The organism is Aliigemmobacter aestuarii, from assembly GCF_004799285.1.
GTDB classification, from domain to species: domain Bacteria; phylum Pseudomonadota; class Alphaproteobacteria; order Rhodobacterales; family Rhodobacteraceae; genus Aliigemmobacter; species Aliigemmobacter aestuarii.
This window is the reverse complement of sequence record NZ_SSND01000004.1, coordinates 107,934-125,631: the sequence shown is the minus strand read 5'-3', so window position 1 is coordinate 125,631 and position 17,698 is coordinate 107,934. Positions and strand designations below refer to the sequence as shown.

Annotated in this window: 16 protein-coding genes and 1 tRNA gene; 9 read left to right on the top strand and 8 right to left on the bottom strand. The window is 66.9% G+C overall.

The features are described 5' to 3' along the window. Window positions 1-37: 37 nt before the first annotated feature. Window positions 38-868, top strand: coding sequence for a DUF481 domain-containing protein (locus E7811_RS14240; RefSeq protein WP_136395339.1), 831 nt, complete (start codon window positions 38-40; stop codon window positions 866-868). Window positions 869-1,208: 340 nt separating this feature from the next. Here the strand turns inward: E7811_RS14240 and E7811_RS14235 are convergent, their stop codons facing one another. Together E7811_RS14235 and gatB are read right to left on the bottom strand one after the other, a co-directional pair. Beyond that, window positions 1,209-1,658, bottom strand: coding sequence for a DUF4177 domain-containing protein (locus E7811_RS14235; protein ID WP_136395338.1), 450 nt, complete (start codon window positions 1,656-1,658; stop codon window positions 1,209-1,211). Between the two features lie 196 nt (window positions 1,659-1,854). After that, window positions 1,855-3,366, bottom strand: coding sequence for an Asp-tRNA(Asn)/Glu-tRNA(Gln) amidotransferase subunit GatB (gatB, locus tag E7811_RS14230; RefSeq protein WP_136395337.1), 1,512 nt, complete (start codon window positions 3,364-3,366; stop codon window positions 1,855-1,857). A gap of 179 nt (window positions 3,367-3,545) precedes the next feature. Between gatB and E7811_RS14225 the strand changes: the two genes are divergently transcribed. Next, entirely contained in the window at window positions 3,546-4,247 is a 702-nt protein-coding gene (locus tag E7811_RS14225; RefSeq protein WP_136395336.1) for a lytic transglycosylase domain-containing protein, read from the top strand. A gap of 3 nt (window positions 4,248-4,250) precedes the next feature. On the opposite strand, the gene E7811_RS14220 is transcribed toward E7811_RS14225, so the two are convergent. Further along, window positions 4,251-4,778 (bottom strand): hypothetical protein, encoded by a 528-nt coding sequence (locus tag E7811_RS14220; RefSeq protein ID WP_136395335.1) that lies wholly within the window; start codon window positions 4,776-4,778, stop codon window positions 4,251-4,253. A 109-nt stretch (window positions 4,779-4,887) separates the two neighbouring features. After that, window positions 4,888-7,458: an aminopeptidase N gene (gene pepN / locus E7811_RS14215; protein ID WP_136395334.1), complete on the bottom strand. Its 2,571-nt coding sequence runs from the start codon at window positions 7,456-7,458 to the stop codon at window positions 4,888-4,890. A 113-nt stretch (window positions 7,459-7,571) separates the two neighbouring features. On the opposite strand from pepN, the gene E7811_RS14210 reads away from it, so the two are divergent. Continuing rightward, on the top strand, window positions 7,572-9,083 hold the full coding sequence (locus E7811_RS14210) for an FAD-binding domain-containing protein (protein ID WP_136395333.1): 1,512 nt from the start codon (window positions 7,572-7,574) through the stop codon (window positions 9,081-9,083). A 5-nt stretch (window positions 9,084-9,088) separates the two neighbouring features. Next, window positions 9,089-9,298: a DUF2256 domain-containing protein gene (locus E7811_RS14205; RefSeq protein WP_136395332.1), complete on the top strand. Its 210-nt coding sequence runs from the start codon at window positions 9,089-9,091 to the stop codon at window positions 9,296-9,298. 22 nt (window positions 9,299-9,320) lie between these two features. On the opposite strand, the gene E7811_RS14200 is transcribed toward E7811_RS14205, so the two are convergent. Then, window positions 9,321-9,809 (bottom strand): SRPBCC family protein, encoded by a 489-nt coding sequence (locus E7811_RS14200; RefSeq protein WP_394345625.1) that lies wholly within the window; start codon window positions 9,807-9,809, stop codon window positions 9,321-9,323. Further along, the gene (locus E7811_RS14195) at window positions 9,806-10,147 is read right to left on the bottom strand and encodes an ArsR/SmtB family transcription factor (protein WP_136395331.1); all 342 of its coding nucleotides are present in this window, start codon (window positions 10,145-10,147) and stop codon (window positions 9,806-9,808) included. The genes E7811_RS14200 and E7811_RS14195 overlap by 4 nt, the downstream gene beginning before the upstream one ends. A gap of 197 nt (window positions 10,148-10,344) precedes the next feature. On the opposite strand from E7811_RS14195, the gene E7811_RS14190 reads away from it, so the two are divergent. Next, window positions 10,345-12,492 (top strand): malate synthase G, encoded by a 2,148-nt coding sequence (locus tag E7811_RS14190; protein ID WP_136395330.1) that lies wholly within the window; start codon window positions 10,345-10,347, stop codon window positions 12,490-12,492. Window positions 12,493-12,571: 79 nt separating this feature from the next. Continuing rightward, the gene (locus E7811_RS14185) at window positions 12,572-13,045 is read left to right on the top strand and encodes an MmcB family DNA repair protein (protein ID WP_136395329.1); all 474 of its coding nucleotides are present in this window, start codon (window positions 12,572-12,574) and stop codon (window positions 13,043-13,045) included. On the opposite strand, the gene E7811_RS14180 is transcribed toward E7811_RS14185, so the two are convergent. Next, complete coding sequence (locus tag E7811_RS14180; RefSeq protein WP_136395328.1) at window positions 13,023-13,250, bottom strand: DUF6324 family protein; 228 nt, start codon at window positions 13,248-13,250, stop codon at window positions 13,023-13,025. The two genes, E7811_RS14185 and E7811_RS14180, sit on opposite strands and share 23 nt — an antisense overlap. 158 nt (window positions 13,251-13,408) lie before the next feature. Between E7811_RS14180 and E7811_RS14175 the strand changes: the two genes are divergently transcribed. Together E7811_RS14175 and E7811_RS14170 are read left to right on the top strand one after the other, a co-directional pair. Next, the gene (locus E7811_RS14175) at window positions 13,409-13,900 is read left to right on the top strand and encodes a GNAT family N-acetyltransferase (protein WP_136395327.1); all 492 of its coding nucleotides are present in this window, start codon (window positions 13,409-13,411) and stop codon (window positions 13,898-13,900) included. Window positions 13,901-13,954: 54 nt separating this feature from the next. Beyond that, window positions 13,955-14,031: transfer RNA gene (locus E7811_RS14170), tRNA-His, on the top strand. Between the two features lie 207 nt (window positions 14,032-14,238). Here the strand turns inward: E7811_RS14170 and E7811_RS14165 are convergent. Further along, window positions 14,239-14,964 (bottom strand): class I SAM-dependent methyltransferase, encoded by a 726-nt coding sequence (locus E7811_RS14165; protein WP_168733039.1) that lies wholly within the window; start codon window positions 14,962-14,964, stop codon window positions 14,239-14,241. 197 nt (window positions 14,965-15,161) lie between these two features. Between E7811_RS14165 and E7811_RS14160 the strand changes: the two genes are divergently transcribed. Next, complete coding sequence (locus tag E7811_RS14160) at window positions 15,162-17,531, top strand: Tex family protein (protein ID WP_136395325.1); 2,370 nt, start codon at window positions 15,162-15,164, stop codon at window positions 17,529-17,531. Window positions 17,532-17,698: the final 167 nt, after the last annotated feature.

Below are 17,698 nucleotides of genomic sequence, written 5' to 3'. Positions count from 1 at the left end.
AGGCCCGGTGAACGAACGCTGCAAAGGAACCCGTATTATGAAGAATGCACGTCACATTGTCGGCCTTTCCGCTGCCCTGATCGCCCTTGGCACCACGGCCTTCGCCCAGACCGACCTGACCGGCACCGAGGCCGTCGATGACCGCATCGACGACATCACCGAAGCGGTGACCGATGATCTGGATCGCGCCAACGACGCCAGCCGTTTTGCCTTTCCCGAATTCCGTCCGGGCCTCTCGGGCAGCGCCTCGGTCGGCTATACCGGCAAGACCGGAAACACCGACAGCCAGGAATTCTCACTGGGCGCACGCATCCGCCACGCACAAGGCAACTTTGTCCAGAACATCGGCGTTGCGCTGGATTTCACCGAATCCGCCGGCCGCAAGACCAAGGAAGACGTCTTTGGTGTCTATGACGCCAACTACTACTTCAACGACCAGGTCTATGGCTTTGTGCTGGGTCGGGTAAAGACCGACGGGCTGGCCGCCACGGCGGGCGATGTCCAGAAGGACGCATTCCTGGGCTTTGGTCCGGGCTACCGGGTGCTCAACACGCCCGACATGGCCTGGCGGGTGCAGTCCGGCGTGGGCATCAGCTATCTGGAAGACGGGCTTGGCGCCTCGACCAGCGAAACCGGCTATATCGCCTCGTCTCGCTTCTTCTGGAAGTTCAACGACAACATCTTTGCCACCAATGACACGGATATCCTGAAGTCGGATACCGCGCTGCGGGTGAACAACGATCTGGGCGTGAATTTCAAGATGACCGACGCCTTCTCGACCCGGGTCAGCTATCTGACCGAATACAACGACAGCCGTGCCATCCGCACCGACAACAAGCTGGGCGTGTCGCTGGTCTACGGGTTCTGACCGACGGCTGACCCCGCGATCTTTTTCACCAACTGGGGCGCGGGCAACCGCGCCCTTTTTTCCTGCCGCAAGGGGGGGTGTGGCGGGCCCGCAGCGACCGTGGGTGTCATGGTTTTCCCGAGAGCCAGAGGTCTCAGGTGGGCGCCAGGTAGCAGGACCAGGATCCTGCCAGAGCCAGCCCCCGTTCGCTTGCTTATCGGCCACTGGAAAAGAGACCCGCACGCGAAGAGCAGAACCCGCCAGAAAACAACATAGGTGGCCCGACGGGGCAGGACAAGACACAGACCGCCCGCCCCTTCCAAGGGCGCGGCCTGCCTTGCGGATCGCGAATGGTCCGGGGTTATTCCGCCGCCATCTCGGGCCGGGCCGGGCCAAGGGCCGGGGCCTTGCCACCCTCGCCCGCGGCGGGACCGACCGGACGGGCCGCGCCTTCGACCGGGCGTTCGACGGGGGCCACCGCAGGGGCTACCGCAGGCGCGGGCGCATCGCCGGGCGACACGGTGGGCACCACCGGCGCGGCGGCATGCCCCTCGACCGGCGCGGTCTGCACTGCCGCGGCCTGGGCGCGGCGGAACACCAGCATGTTCTGGAAGCTCGTCGTCTTGCCGGTCAGGCCCACGCGTTCCTCGCAGGGCAGCGTGTCGGCCCGCAGGTATTCCCAGCCATCGGCCCCCATCTCGTTCATCAGATGGGTCAGGGCCAGCGCAAAGCGGTCGCCCGTCGTCTTGGCGCCCCTGGCCTTTTCGCCCTTCCTCGGCGCCGGAACGACCCTGTATTCAAACCGCTGCATCGCTGCCCCCAACCCGGAAAACCTGCCACACTATAGCCGGAAGCCCGGCCAAGGCCAAGTTTTGGCAGGAAAATCCGGGCGGGTCGGTGAAAACCTGCCACAGCCTGCCTGCCCGCCACAGCATCTGGTGGGATGAAAAAGGGCCACCCGCTACGGGTGGCCCTTCGATGTGCCCAGGGTGCAGCGTCCGCCGGGATCAGAGCCCCAGTTTCCGCGTCACAAGGTCGTTGACCGCCGCCGGGTTGGCCTTGCCGCCGGTCGCCTTCATCACCTGCCCCACGAACCAGCCCGCCAGCTTGGGGTTCTGTTTCGCCTTTTCCACCTGCGCGGGGTTGTCCGCGATGATCTGGTCCACCGCCGCCTCGATCGCGCCGGTGTCGGTGACCTGCTTCATGCCGCGCGCCTCGACGATCTCGCGCGGGTCACCGCCTTCGGTATAAAGGATCTCGAACAGGTCCTTGGCGATCTTGCCCGAAATCGTGCCATCGCCGAGCAGGTCCAGAAGCCCGCCCAGTTGCGCCGCCGAAACCGGGCTTTCGGCGATGGAATGGCCCTCCTTGTTCAGCCGCCCGAACAGTTCGTTGATGACCCAGTTGGCAGCGATCTTGCCGTCGCGCCCCTTGGCCACCTCGTCGAAGAAATGCGCGGCATCCAGTTCGGCGGTCAGCACGTTCGCGTCATAATCCGTCAGCCCGTAATCGGCCATGAAGCGGGCCTTCTTGGCATCCGGCAGTTCGGGCATCCGCGCGGCGATGTCATCGACCCAGGCCTGTTCGATTTCCAGCGGCAGCAGGTCGGGGCACGGGAAATAGCGGTAGTCATGCGCCTCTTCCTTCGACCGCATCGACCGCGTCTCGCCCTTGTCGGGGTCATAGAGGCGGGTTTCCTGCACCACCGTGCCGCCGTCTTCCAGAATGGCGATCTGACGGCGCGCCTCATAGTCGATGGCGGCCTGGATGAACCGCATGGAGTTCATGTTCTTGATCTCGCAGCGCGTGCCCAGATGGCCGAAATCCTGCGTCGCCTGATAGCGTTCGTAATCACCCGGACGGCAGACCGACACGTTCACGTCAGCGCGCAGGTTGCCATGCTGCATGTCGCCGTCGCAGGTGCCGAGGTAACGCAGGATCTGGCGCAGCTTGGCGACATAGGCCGCCGCTTCCTCGGGGCCGCGGATGTCAGGGCGGCTGACGATTTCCATCAGCGCCACGCCCGTGCGGTTGAAATCGACGAACGAATTGTTCGGGTCCATGTCGTGGATCGACTTGCCCGCGTCCTGCTCCAGATGGATGCGTTCGATCCGGACACGCCGGGCGACGCCGGGGCCCATTTCCACGATCACCTCGCCCTCGCCCACGATGGGGTGGTAAAGCTGGCTGATCTGATAGCCCTGCGGCAGGTCGGGGTAGAAATAATTCTTGCGGTCGAAGGCGGAAAACAGGTTGATCCGCGCCTTCAGGCCAATGCCCGTCCGCACCGCCTGTTCGACGCAGAATTCGTTGATGACGGGCAGCATGCCAGGCATGGCCGCATCCACGAAAGAGACGTTCGAATTCGGCTCGGCCCCGACGGCGGTCGAGGCGCCGGAAAACAGCTTGGCGTTCGAGGACACCTGCGCGTGAATCTCCATCCCGATCACCAGTTCCCAGTCGTGCTTGGCGCCGGCGATCACCTTGGCCTTGGGTGCTTCATAGGTCAGGTCGAGCATGGATTTCCCCTATCGCAATCGCGCCCTTCTTAGGGTCCGGGGCGCGTCTGGGCAAGGGGGAGGACGGCAGGCCGACCGGCCAACTCCCGCCGATCGGGCGGTCGAATCTGATCAAAAGCTTGCCACAGGGCGAATCAGAGGGCAAAACTGCCGCCCGTAACCTCGGGGGAGGCTTCGGAATGTCTGTAGTCCGTGCCGCGGCTGTTGCCGCAACCATCGCACTTGTTTCCGGCTGCGTCGCATCCGGGCCATCGGCATCGACCGGTGGCGGTTCGGGTGCAATGTCGTTCCTGTCGGGCAAGAAGCTTGCCCCCGACACGTCGCCGGTTCCCCCGATGCGATGGGACCACCATCCCGAGGCCGAGGAATGGACGGAAGAGGCCCTGATCGCCGTCGCCGCGAAGGACCCCGTCTTTGCCCAGACCGTTCCGGCCGATGTGCAGGCCTGGTGCCCCGGCTATGCCAAGGCCGACATCGAGGACCGCCGCGCCTTCTGGGTGGGCATGTTCTCGGCGCTGGCGAAGCATGAAAGCACGTGGAACCCGCGCGCCTCGGGCGGTGGCGGCAAGTGGATCGGGCTGACCCAGATCGACCCGCGCAGCGCCCGGAACTACGGCTGCGACACGCACAGCGTCGAGGGGCTGAAGGATGGCGAGGCGAACCTGCGCTGCGCGATCCAGATCGCCTCGGTCCAGGTGCCGAAGGACAACATGGTGGTGGGCAACGGCAAGCGTGGGCTTGGCCGGGACTGGGCCCCCTTCCGCAGCGCCTCGAAGCGCGAGGACATGCGCGTCTGGATCAGCCAGCAGCCCTATTGCCAGCCCGATGAAAAGCCGGGCCGCAAGGCCCCGGTCGTCGTTTCGGCCAAGAACGGCCTCTGACGCCTACCGGACGCGGAACGCGCGGGCGATTTCCTCGACCGCGTCGCGCTGCTTGTCCGACATTCCCCCACGGTTGGCCCCCGCCACGTCCTTCAGCACGCTCATCAGGGGCGTGATCGCACCGGTGTCCATGCGATAGAGCCTGCGGGACAGGCGCGTGATCGCGGGCTCCGCGCCGCCGCATTCGGTGACAAGCCAGCGCCCAATGATCAGCGCCTCGTCTGCCTTGTCCTTTGCCATGTCGAGCCGCGATTGCAGCGAGATGGCCAGGGCATCCTGTTGTTCCGCCGAGGGCAGCCCTCCCAGTTCCATGAAGGCCATGCCCGCACCGGCAATGGCGAGGCCGGTATCCTCGATGCTTTCGACCGGATGGATGTTCGCGCGGCGGCGGAACCCGAAACGGCGTGCGGCCGAAAGCACGTCGCCCGCCATGTCGGCCAGCTCCTGCGCCCCCTGCGCGGCCTGCCGCGCGCGGTTGATCCAGAACCACGCCCCGGCCAGAACCACCAGAAGACCGATCAGATACGGCATGTCACCCCTCACCAGCGGACCGTCACGGGGGGATGCTATGCCCAGGGCCGGCGCGGCGTCAATCTGAACGCCCCGCGCGGTGGCGCGGGCGTCACCCGCAGCAGCCGCCCTACCCCATCAGCCGCGCGGCCATTTCGCCGAGGTCGCGGCTCAGCCCCGGCGAGGCGAGGATGCGCGCCAGCTGGTCCCGAATCATGCCCTGCCGGTCCGCGTCATAGCGCGGCCAGGTCTCGAAGGCGGTGGACATGCGCGCGGCGGTCTGCGGATTGGCCGGATCGAGCCGGATCAGCCAGTCGGCGACAAAGCGGTAGGCGGCGCCGCTTTCGTGATGGAACCCGGCATGATTGGCCGAAAGCGCCCCGATGACGGCGCGGAACCGGTTGGGGTTCTTCCAGTCGAAGGCCGGATGCGCAACCAGCCGTTCGGCAACGGCGGCGGCATCCCCCGGCGCGGCATGGGCGACCTGAAGCGCGAACCACTTGTCCATCACCAGACGGTCGCCGCCCCATCGCGCCTCGAAGGCGGCAAGCTCTGCCTGCCCGCGCCCTGCCTCCAGCAGGCTGGCCAGCGCCGCGATCCCGTCGGTCATGTTGCCCGCTTCGGCAAAGCGGCGCGCCGCCGCCTCGCCCCCGTCAAGTCGGGTCTGAAGCGCAAGCAGCTGGTTGCCAAGCGCCCGCCGCCCTGCCGCCTCGGGATCGGGGGAATAGGGGCCGGGCGGCACAAGCGCCGCGATCATCCCCGGCAGGTCGGCCCCAAGCGTTTCGGCCAGGGCCAGCGCCAGCCTGCGGCGGGCGGCATGGATCCGGGCCGGGTCGGGCACATGGCCTGCCGCATGCAGGGTCTGGGCGATGTCATCCTCGGAGGGCAGGCGCAGGCAAAGCGCCCGGAACGCCGGGTCAAGGCTGCCGTCGCGGGCCACGGCGGCCATCGCCTGCGTCCAGCGCGTGCCGGGCCCGGCATCGGTCGCGGCCATCCGCACGAGGATGTCCTTGGCCAGTGCGCGGCCCGCTTCCCATTTGTTGAACGGATCGGTGTCATGCTGCAGCAGGAACGCGCGATCCTCGGCGGTCCGGTCGTGGTCGAGGATCACCGGCGCGGAAAAGCCGCGCAGGATCGACGGGACCGGCCGCGCGCCAAGCCCCTCGAAGCGGAAGCTCTGCACAGGCCCGGTCAGTTCCAGCACCTGCGTCGGCACGACCTCGTCGCCGTTCGGGTTCAGCAGCCCCACCGCGACCGGGATCACCTTGGCCCCCTTCTCGGGCTGGCCGGGCGTGGGCGGGTTCACCTGCGCCAGCGTGAGCGTATAGGTGCCGCCCGCCTCGCCCCCGTTCCAGGCCTCGAAAACCTTCACCGTCGGCGTTCCCGCCTCGGTATACCAGCGCTTGAACTGTGCAAGGTCGCGGCCCGTCGCATCCTCGAACACCTTCAGCCAGTCCTCGATCGTCGCCGCCTGCCCGTCGTGGCGGTCGAAATAGAGGTCGAGCGCGCGCCCGTAGCCGTCATCGCCCACAAGGCGCTTGAGCATGCCGATGACCTCGGCGCCCTTCTCGTAGACGGTGGCGGTATAGAAGTTGTTGATCTCGACATAGCTGTCGGGCCGCACCGGATGGGCCAGCGGGCCGCCATCCTCGCGGAACTGGCGGGCGCGCAGCAGGATCACGTCCTCGATCCGCTTGACCGCATGGCCGCGCATGTCGCCGGAAAACTGCTGATCGCGGAACACGGTCAGCCCCTCCTTCAGGCAAAGCTGGAACCAGTCGCGGCAGGTGATCCGGTTGCCTGTCCAGTTGTGAAAATACTCATGCGCGATGATTGCCTCGATCCGGTCGAAATCGTCATCGGTGGCGGTTTCGGGACTGGCCAGGACGAACTTGGAGTTGAAGATGTTCAGCCCCTTGTTCTCCATCGCGCCCATGTTGAAATCATCGACCGCGACGATGTTGAACACGTCCAGATCGTATTCGCGGCCATAGGTTTCCTCGTCCCAGGCCATCGACCGCTTCAGCGCGCCCATGGCGAAGGCGCAGCGGTCCTCGTCGCCCGGACGGACCCAGATGTTCAGCGCCACGTCGCGACCGGACCTTGTGGCGAAACGGTCGGAATGGGCGCGCAGGTCCCCCGCGACCAGCGCGAACAGATACGAGGGCTTCGGCCAGGGATCATCCCATTCCGCCCATCCCGGACCCTGCGCCACAGGGTTGCCGTTCGACAGAAGCACTGGCATATCGCCTTCGATCCGGACGCGGAAGGGCGCCATGACATCGGGCCGGTCGGGGTAGAAGGTGATCTTGCGGAAGCCTTCGGCCTCGCACTGGGTGCAGTACATGCCCCGCGACATGTAAAGCCCTTCCAGCGCGGTGTTACCCTCGGGCGCGATCTCGACCTCGGTTTCCAGGGTGAAGGTGCCGCCTGGCAGATCGCCCGCCGGGATGGTGAGGCCTGTTGCATCGGGCTGGCAGGCCAGCGGGCGGCCATCGACCGCGAGCCGGATCAGCCGCAGCCCCTCGCCATCCAGCCGCAGGTCGTGGCGGCCGGGGCGTACGGGATTCGGCGCCATATTCAGCCGGGCAATCACCCGTGTGGCCTTCGGGTCCAGCCGGAAAGTCAGATCGACCCGGTCCACCAGATGGGTGAAGGGCTGATAGTCGGCCAGATGGATCGGCTGGGCGGTGTCGGGCATGGCGAACTCCTTCTTTCCGCGCAGGGTATCGCGCCCGAAGGCAGGCGCAAGGCAAGCCGTGCCCCGCAAGGACGGGCTTTACGAATCCGTGGCAGGCGCTAGATAAATGTTCCATGAATGTTCTTCTCTGGCTCAAACGCGACCTGCGCCTGACGGACCACCCCGCCCTGACCCTCGCGTCGGGACTGGGGCCGGTTCTTCCCCTCTATGTGGTCGAGCCGGAGTATTGGACGGGCGCCGATGCCTCGGCCCGGCAATGGGCCTTCACCGCGGAAACGCTGGCGGCCTTGCGGGCGGACTTCGCCGCGCTTGGCGTGCCTCTGGTCGTCCGGGTCGGCGATGCCGTCGAGGTGATCGCCCGGCTGGCGCGCACCCACAGCATCGGCCAGATCGTCAGCCACGAGGAAACCGGCACCCTGTGGACCTTTGCCCGCGACCGGCGCATGGCCGCCTGGGCGCGGCAGGCCGGGATCGAATGGACGGAACTGCCGCAGACCGGGGTCGTCCGCCGCCTGAAGGACCGGACGGGATGGGCCGCCCGGCGCGATGCCTTCATGGCCGAACCGCCCCTGCCCGTGCCGAACCTTTCGCCGGTCGAGGGGGTGGAGCCGGGGCCGATCCCGGACACGCGCGCGCTGCGCCTTGCGCATGATCCCTGCCCGCACCGGCAGGGCGGCGGGCGCGCCCTGGCGCTGACAACGCTGGAAGGGTTCCTGAACCAGCGCGCCACCGGCTACCGCAGCGGCATGTCTTCGCCCCTGACCGCCGAACGCGGCTGTTCCCGCCTGTCACCCCATCTGGCCATTGGCGCGATCTCGGCCCGCGAGGTCGAGACGGCGCTGCGCGACCGGATGGCACAGAAGCCTGGCCCCGGCTGGGCCGCCAACCTGAACAGCTTTGCCTCGCGACTGGCCTGGCGCGACCACTTCACGCAAAAGCTGGAAGACGCCCCCGACATGGAACGCCGGGCGCTGCACCGGGCGGCTGACCGGCTCAGGGTGTCCGACGCAACACGGCTGGAGGCGTTCCGGACGGGCGAGACGGGCCTGCCCTTCGTCGATGCCTGCCTGCGCTATCTGGCCGCGACCGGCTGGATCAACTTCCGCATGCGCGCGATGCTGACCTCGGTCGGCTGCTACCAGTTCTGGCTGGACTGGCGCGACGTGGGCGGGCATCTGGCGCACCGCTTCACCGATTACGACCCCGGCATCCACTGGCCGCAGGTGCAGATGCAGGCGGGCGTCACGGGGATCAACCGGCTGAGGATCTATAACCCCGTGAAGCAGGGGCTGGATCAGGACCCTGCCGGCGCCTTCACCCGCCGCTGGCTGCCGGAACTGGCCGAGGTGCCCGATGCCTTCCTGCACAGCCCCTGGAAATGGTCCGGCGCGGGGCGAATCCTCGGACGGCGCTATCCCGAGCCCGTCGTCGACCCGGCGGCCGCGGCCCGCGCGGCGCGGCAGGCCCTGGCCGATCTTCGGCGCGCGCCCGGATTTGCCGAAGCGGCAGGCGCGATCCTGTCGCGCCACGCAAGCCCGAAGGATCGCCCCGCCCGCTTCGTCAATGACCGCGCCCCGGCCCGCCCCCGTCCGGCCCCGCCCGGCCAGCTTTCGCTGGAGCTTTGAGGGCCATGCCGCGTGGCGTCAAAAAGACCGACCTGCCCGAAAAGGTCTGTGTGGCCTGCGGCCGCCCCTTCACCTGGCGCCGGAAATGGGCGCGGGTCTGGGACGAGGTGCGATACTGTTCCGACCGCTGCCGATCCCTGCGCGGCACATCCGGCGGCGAGGCGAAAGGCGGCAGGTCCGGGGAACCACCCCGCAAGACCCGCCGGGACAGGTGACACGGAAAGAGGGGCGATCGGGTCAGCCAAGCCCGCGCGCATAGTCCTCAAGCTGCGCCGCGACCATGCCCCAGCCGTCGTGGAAACCCATGTCGGCATGTTGCCGGGCGGCCTCGGCCGACCGGTGCCGGACCACGGCGGTATAGCGGGTGCGCCCCTGCCCCAGGTCCTCGAACGTCAGGATCGCGGTCATGAACGGATCGGGCGCGGGTTTCCAGCCTTCGGTGTAGGTGTCCGTGAACACCAGCCGTTCCTCGGGCACCACCTCAAGATAGACACCGCGGTTTTCCATGATGTTGCCGTCGACGTCGAAGGTGGTTTCGCAGGCGCCCCCCACCCGCAGGTCGATCCGGCAATCGGTGACCCGGTGGGGTTTCGGCACGAACCAGGGTTTCAGGTGTTCGGGCGTGGTCCAGCACATCCACAGGATGCCTCTGGGAACCGCCATGTCGCGGGTGAGGATCAGATCAAGATCCGGGTCATGGTCGATCAGCCATCCGGGCGGGGTCATGTGCGGGCCTCCTTCATCAGCGCGAGGGCATAGGATTCAAGCCGGTCGGTCCGCGCCTCCCATTCGGTGCGCTGCGCCCCGAGCCAGCCTTCGGCCACGGCCAGCGGCGCCGGATGCAGGCGGCAGATGCGGGTCCGGCCCTGCTTTTCGGTGACCACCAGCGCGGCCTCTTCCAGACAGGCGAGGTGCTTCAACACCGTAGGAAGGCTCAGCCCCGTGGGCCGGGCCAGCGCCGTGACCGGCAGCGGCCGCTGTGCAAGCGCCGCCACGATCGCGCGACGCGTCGGGTCGGACAGCGCGTGGAAGACGCGGGACAGGTCGGGATCATGCTTAGCCATTTGGCAAAGTATTTACGAAACCGCGCCGAAGGCAACGGAAAGATCGCCCGCCCACCTGCGCCCTGTCAGGCCATTGTTCGGATATGCCGACAGGTGCTTTCCGGTATTTCCGAAAAAGGTTCATGCGGATTTGTTGCCGGGGGCGGGAAAGCGGCTTATCTGTGTGCCATTGCATACATAAGACGAAAGGACGCGCCATGGCCGAGCGGATCGACAGGAACGGGTTGCAGGTTGATCGACAGTTGGCGGCGTTTGTCGAAGAGGCCGCGCTGCCCGGAACGGGCGTGACGGCCCCGGCCTTCTGGCAGGGGTTTGCCGCGATGCTGGCAGATCTGGCGCCGAAGAACCGGGCGCTTCTGGCCAAGCGCGACGCGCTTCAGGCCAAGATCGACGGTTGGCATGTGGCCCACCGCCGCCAGCCGCACGACCATCTGGCCTACAAGGCGTTTCTTGAGGAAATCGGGTATCTTCTGCCCGAAGGGCCCGATTTCAGGATCGACACGGCCAATGTCGACCCCGAGATCGCCACCGTGCCCGGCCCGCAGCTGGTGGTGCCGATCACCAACGCCCGCTATGCGCTGAACGCGGCCAATGCCCGCTGGGGCAGCCTTTACGATACGCTTTACGGCACCGACGCGATGGGATCGGCCCCGCCCAAGGGCGGATATGACCGTGGCCGCGGCGCGCGGGTCGTGGCGCGCGCGCGGGTCTTCCTGGACGAGGCCTTTCCGATCGCCGGGGCATCGCATGCCGATGTCCGGCGCTATTACGTAAAGGACGGCCAGCTTCTGGTTGACGATCTGCCCCTGGTCGATCCGTCGAAATTCGCCGGCTACCGCGGCAATCCGAAGGCCCCGGATGCGATCCTGCTGCGCAATCACGGGCTGCATGTGGAACTGGTTTTCGACCGCGCCCATTTCATCGGCGCGCGCGACCAGGCGCTTCTGGCCGATGTGCGGCTGGAAAGCGCGCTGTCGGCGATCATGGATTGCGAGGATTCGGTCGCCTGCGTGGACGCCGAGGACAAGGTGCAGGCCTATTCCAACTGGCTGGGCCTGATGAAGGGCGACCTTGAGGACCGGTTCCAGAAGGGCGGCCAGACGGTGACGCGCCGCTTGAACCCCGACCGCGAATTCACCGCCCCCGATGGCGGCCCCTTGGTCCTGAAGGGGCGCGCACTGATGTGGATCCGCAATGTCGGCCACCTGATGACGAACCCGGCAATCCTTCTGCCCGACGGCTCGGAAGTGCCCGAAGGGCTGATGGACGCGGCCATCACCACGCTGATCGCGATCCATGACCTGAAGAAGGATGGCGGCACGCGGAACTCGCATCACGGGTCCGTCTATGTGGTCAAGCCCAAGATGCACGGGCCAGAGGAAGTGGCCTTCGCCGACGAGATCTTCACCCGCGTCGAGGCTTTCCTCGGCCTGCCGCAATACACGGTGAAACTGGGTGTGATGGACGAGGAACGGCGCACCTCGGTCAACCTCAAGGAATGTATCCGCGCCGCGCGTCACCGGGTGGCCTTCATCAACACGGGCTTCCTGGACCGGACCGGCGACGAGATCCACACCAGCATGGAAGCCGGGCCCTTCAGCCGGAAGGATTTCATCAAGCGCAAGGCCTGGATCACCGGATACGAAAACCAGAACGTCGACATCGGGCTTGAATGTGGCCTGTCGGGGCGGGCGCAGATCGGCAAGGGGATGTGGGCCATGCCCGACATGATGGCCGCGATGCTGGACGAAAAGATCGCCCATCCGCGCGCGGGCGCGAATTGCGCCTGGGTGCCCTCGCCCACGGCGGCCACCCTGCATGCGCTGCATTACCACAAGGTCGACGTGATGGCGGTGCAGGCGAAACTGGCCAAGGGCGGGCGGCGCGCGCATGTCGACACGCTGCTTGATATCCCGCTGGCCGCGTTCAAGCGGTGGTCGCCCGAACAGATCGCGCGCGAGGTGGAAAACAACTGCCAGGGGATCCTTGGCTATGTCGTGCGCTGGATCGATCAGGGCGTGGGCTGTTCCAAGGTGCCCGACATCAACGATGTGGGCCTGATGGAAGACCGCGCGACCTGCCGCATCTCGGCCCAGCATGTGGCGAACTGGCTGCATCACGGGGTGGTCGATGCGCAGACGGTGATGGCATCCCTGCGCAAGATGGCCGAGGTCGTGGATCGCCAGAACGCCGAGGATCCTTTCTATACGCCGATGGCGCCGGGGTTCGACGGCATCGCCTTCCGTGCGGCGACCGACCTGATCTTCAAGGGGCGGGAACAGCCGGCCGGCTATACAGAACCCCTGCTGCACAAGTACCGGCTGGAAAAGAAGGCGGGGGCGTAAGCGCCTAACGGGGATCACCGGGCGGGGGGCGCCTTCGCGCACCCTTGCCCGATGTTCACTTTTGGTTCATGTTTGCGACATGAACCACGCCGACCTGCCTGTCGAAACGCTTCCCCCCCTGCCTGGCCAGCGCCTGCAACGCGGCGTCTGCCGGATGTTGCGCGATTTCGATTTCGTCTGCGTCGAGGAACTGGTGCCCGCACCCGGCCTGAGGGTCGATGTGATGGCCCTGGGCCCGAAGGGCGAGATCTGGATCGTGGAATGCAAGTCGGGTGTCGCCGACTACCGGTCGGACCACAAGTGGCAGGGCTATCTGGACTGGTGCGACCGGTTCTTCTGGGCGGTCGACACCGCCTTTCCCGCCGATCTCCTGCCGGCCGATACCGGACTGATCATCGCCGATGCCTGGGGGGGCGAGATCCTGTCGATGGGGCCGCAAAGCCCGCTTGCGCCCGCGCGGCGCAAGGTGATGGTGCAGAAATTCGCGCGCCATGCCGCCAGCCGGTTGCAAAGCCTGCGCGATCCGGGCGTCAGCGCCCTTTCTTCGGTCTAGCGCCGCCCTTGGTCCCGTCGGCCATGCCGCGCGCGGCCTCGGCGGCGGCGCGCAGTTCCTCGGCGATTTCTTCCGCTTCCTCGGGGTCGAAATCCAGCGGCAGTTCGATCCCGCCCTCGGCCTCGACATAGATGCGGACCATGCCCGCCGAGGTCGGCCCGATCTGAAGATTGGCGGAAATGTCGCTTTCCTTGTTGATGCCCATCGTGCTGGCCCCCCACGTTTTCCGGGCCGCCGGCAAAGTCCGGCCCGTCCGTCATGTCGCGGGGCCTAAGGCGAAACCGGCCCTGACGCAAGGGGGCTGATTCCCCGGCGGGGCGGCAGGGGGTTGATTCTCCGCCCCCGCCCGCGTCAGATGCGGCGATGGAACCGACCGAACCCATCGTCATTGACGATCTGAAGATCGGCGACGCGGGCTGGATCATCGCCCGCCATGCCGAAATCTATGCCGCCGAGGAAGGCTATGACATCACCTTCGAAGGGTTGGTGGCGGGCATCCTTTCCGACTTCCTGCGCACCCGTAACCCGGCGCGCGAACGCGCCTTCATCGCCCGGCGGGGGCAGGAACGGCTTGGCTGCATCTTCTGCGTCCGCCAGTCGGACGAGGTGGCGAAACTGCGCCTCTTTCTTGTGGAACCCGCCGCGCGCGGCACCGGACTTGGCCGTCGCCTGCTGGAGGACTGCATGGAATTCGCCCGCCGGGCCGGATATCGCCGGATGGTGTTGTGGACGCATGAAAGCCACCGCGCGGCCTGCGAGCTTTACCGGCGCATCGGATGGCGGATGGTGTCATCCGCACCGGCGCGTGATTTCGGGCAGGACGTGATCGACCAGCACTGGGAGATCGACCTCTGATCGTGCAAGACGGGCTTGCAATCGCGGCGCGGGGGGGCTAAATCGCCCCCGTGTGCAGCCTTAGCTCAGTTGGTTAGAGCACCAGATTGTGGATCTGGGGGTCCCCCGTTCGAGCCGGGGAGGCTGTACCATCAAATAAAGGGCTTAGGCGGAAACGCCCAAGCCCTTTTTTCTTTCCGGGCTACCACCGGGCTACCACCGAAGGCCGATTTCAGGGGGAAAACACGCGGCCGCGATATGGATTCTCTGCCCCTCGCCCCGCCAGCGGTATAGAGCCGTCGCGCCAGGTTTCGCACCTTGGCCACGATCAAGCGGGGGCGCGGGGAAGGCGGCTGGCCTCACGAGCCCGGCTTGGCGGCGCTGGCCCGACGGTATTCCTCGATCTTGGCCTCCATCTGCGCGGACCGCGGAGGGTCAAAGTGCCAGTAGTCGAACCATTTGCGCCGGTCCGGCCCGATCTTCTGGACCACGGTCAGGCGGGCATCCGAGGTGTCGACCGTCAGATGCGCATAGTTCGTCTTCATGAATTCGATCACCGCGCCCACCATGGGCCAGGCACGATCGTCCAGAACCATGATGCCCCCGGTCACCAGCATCAGGTCGATATAGAAGACCTCGATCAGGGTCGCATCGAACTTGTGCGAGGCGTCGATCATGGCATAGTCGTAGCGCTTGCCAGCCGCCAGCAGGCGCGGAAGGACGACATGTGACATTTCCTCGTGGAAATCGAGTGCACATGCGCTGTCAGCCAGGGCCTTGCGGAGCGCGTTCAGCCCTCGGTCGCCGAAGCCGCTGGACTGGTAGGGATCCATGATGTCGTAGGCGGCCAGGGTCGGACGGGCGGCCAAGGCAAAGGTCGTGGCCGAAGCGCCACTCCCCAGCCCGACCTCGATCGCCCGGCGCGGTGATATCGCCCGTGTCAGTCCATAGAGGAATGGAACAGCCGCCCGGTCAATGCTGTTCTTGGCAAAGGTGGTGCCGATCAGGTCGGCATGATCCGTGGGCATGTCATCCCAGCCGGTGGCCCGCGCCAGGCCGAGGATTTCTTCGAGGGTCTTCGACATTCGGTGCTCCTTGTCCAGAGGCCTGCCCGGGCACGCGACGGCGACCTGCCCAACACATACCCTTTTCGCACGATCCTTCAACTCGTGATGCTCCATCCTACTCAGGAGTTGGAGCCTCCGGCAAACCCGGCGCGGTTCATCTTGCCTTGGGCGGACGCGGGCTTATGGTCATGCCTCCCACGAGTTCGAGGATTCGCATGACCGACGCCGCCCCGCAGACCAGCACCCAGATCGCCGCCCAGATCGCCGCCCGCATTGCCCGCAGCATCGCCACGGAAATCGGGGCCAGCCCGGCGCAGGTGGGCGCGGCCGTGGGCCTGCTGGACGAAGGCGCGACGGTTCCCTTCATCGCGCGCTACCGCAAGGAGGTGACGGGCGGCCTTGACGACACGCAGTTGCGCACGCTGGCCGATCGCCTGACCTATCTGCGCGAGATGGAGGCGCGGCGCGCGACGATCGCGGCATCCATCTCCGAACAGGGCAAGATGACGGATGATCTGGCCCGCGCGATCGCGGGGGCCTCGACCAAGGCGGAACTCGAAGACCTCTACCTTCCTTACAAGCCCAAACGCCGCACCCGCGCGATGATCGCGCGCGAAAACGGTCTTGGCCCGCTGGCCGAGGCGATCCTTGCCGACCGCGCCGCCGATCCCGCGACCCTGGCCGCAGGTTACGTCACCGAGACCGTGCCCGATGCCAAGGCCGCATTGGAAGGCGCGCGCGACATCATCGCCGAAGGGCTGGCCGAAAACGCCGATCTTCTGGGCCGCCTGCGCGATCACATGCGCAAGGCGGGCCGGCTCACCGCAAAAGTGGTCGAGGGCAAAGAGGCCGAGGGCGCGAAATTCGCGGACTACTTCGACCATGCCGAAGCCTATGGCACCGCCCCCAGCCACCGGGTGCTGGCCATGCTGCGCGGCCGGAACGAAGGCGTCCTGTCGGTTGACCTTGCGATCGACGCGGACGCGCCGCGCGGCGAAAGCCCCGCCGAACGGGCCTGCGGTGCCGCCCTTCAGGCGGGCGGCGCGGGCAAGGGCGACCAGTGGCTGCGTGAGGCGGCAAGCTGGGCCTGGCGCGTGAAGATCCGCACCTCGCTGACGCTGGACCTGATGGCCGACCTGCGCGACCGCGCCGAAGCCGAGGCGATCGCCGTCTTTGCCCGCAACCTGAAGGACCTGCTTCTGGCCGCGCCGGCGGGCGGCAAGGCCACGATGGGGCTGGACCCGGGCATCCGGACGGGGGTGAAGGTCGCGGTGGTCGATGCCACGGGCAAGGTTCTGGCGACCGATACCGTCTATCCGTTCCAGCCCAAGAACGACCTGCGCGGCGCACAGGTGGCGCTTGCCCGCCTGATCGGGCAGCACGGCGTGAAGCTGATCGCCATCGGCAACGGCACCGCCAGCCGCGAGACGGAAAAGATGGTGGCCGACCTTTTGGCCCACCTGCCCGCAGGCGCGGAAAAACCCGTCAAGGTGATCGTGAGCGAGGCCGGCGCCTCGGTCTATTCGGCGTCGGAAACCGCCGCGCGCGAGTTTCCCGATCTGGATGTTTCCCTGCGTGGCGCGGTCAGCATCGCGCGCCGCCTGCAGGACCCGCTGGCCGAACTGGTGAAGATCGAGCCGAAATCCATCGGCGTCGGCCAGTATCAGCATGACGTCGACCAGCACCGGCTGGCGAAATCGCTGGATGCGGTGGTCGAGGATGCGGTGAACGCCGTGGGTGTGGACCTGAACACCGCCTCGGCGCCGCTTCTGGCGCGGGTGTCGGGCGTGGGCCCCGGTCTGGCCGAGGCGATCGTGGCGCATCGTGATGCCAACGGGCCGTTCGCCACGCGGCGCGAGTTGCTGAAGGTCGCGCGGCTTGGCCCCAAGGCCTTTGAACAGGCGGCGGGCTTCCTGCGGATCTCCGGCGGGAAAGAGCCGCTGGATGCCTCGTCCGTCCACCCCGAAGCCTATGACGTGGCCCGGCGTATCGTTGCGGCCAGCGGGCGGGACATCCGGTCGCTGATGGGCGATACCGCCACCCTGCAACGGCTGGACCCGCGCCAGTTCATCGACGACCGCTTCGGCCTGCCCACCGTGCGCGACATCCTGGCCGAACTGGAAAAACCGGGCCGCGACCCGCGCCCCAGCTTCAGGACCGCCACCTTCGCCGAAGGCGTGAACGAGATCACCGACCTGAAGCCCGGCATGATGCTGGAAGGCACGGTGACGAATGTCGCGGCCTTCGGCGCCTTCGTCGACATCGGCGTGCATCAGGATGGCCTTGTCCATGTCAGCCAGCTTGCCGACCGTTTCGTTTCGAACCCGCATGACGTGGTGAAGGCGGGCGACGTGGTGAAGGTGCGCGTGGTCGAGGTCGACGTGCCCCGCAAGCGCATCGGGCTTTCGATGAAATCCGACACCTCCGCCGCGCGCGAGACGGCGCGCGACCGCGCCGCCACCCCGAAGCCCGAAACGGGCCGTCGCGGCGCGGCAGGCCCGATGACGGCAAAGCCGAAAACCGGCAATGCGGGCGGCGCTTCGAACCCGTTCGCCGATGCGCTCAAGGGCAAGTGGGGGCGCTGAACCGCTTCTGACGCGGCAGCATCGGCGGAAATCCGTTCGCGCGCACGCCCTTCCGGCAAAGGATCGCCGACCGGCCGCAGCCCCCCGGACGCGTCGGTTGCGCGCAACCCCAAGCTGTGATTCCGTCCGGCACGGTCAGGCAGTCCTGCAGTCGCGATGTGGCGCGT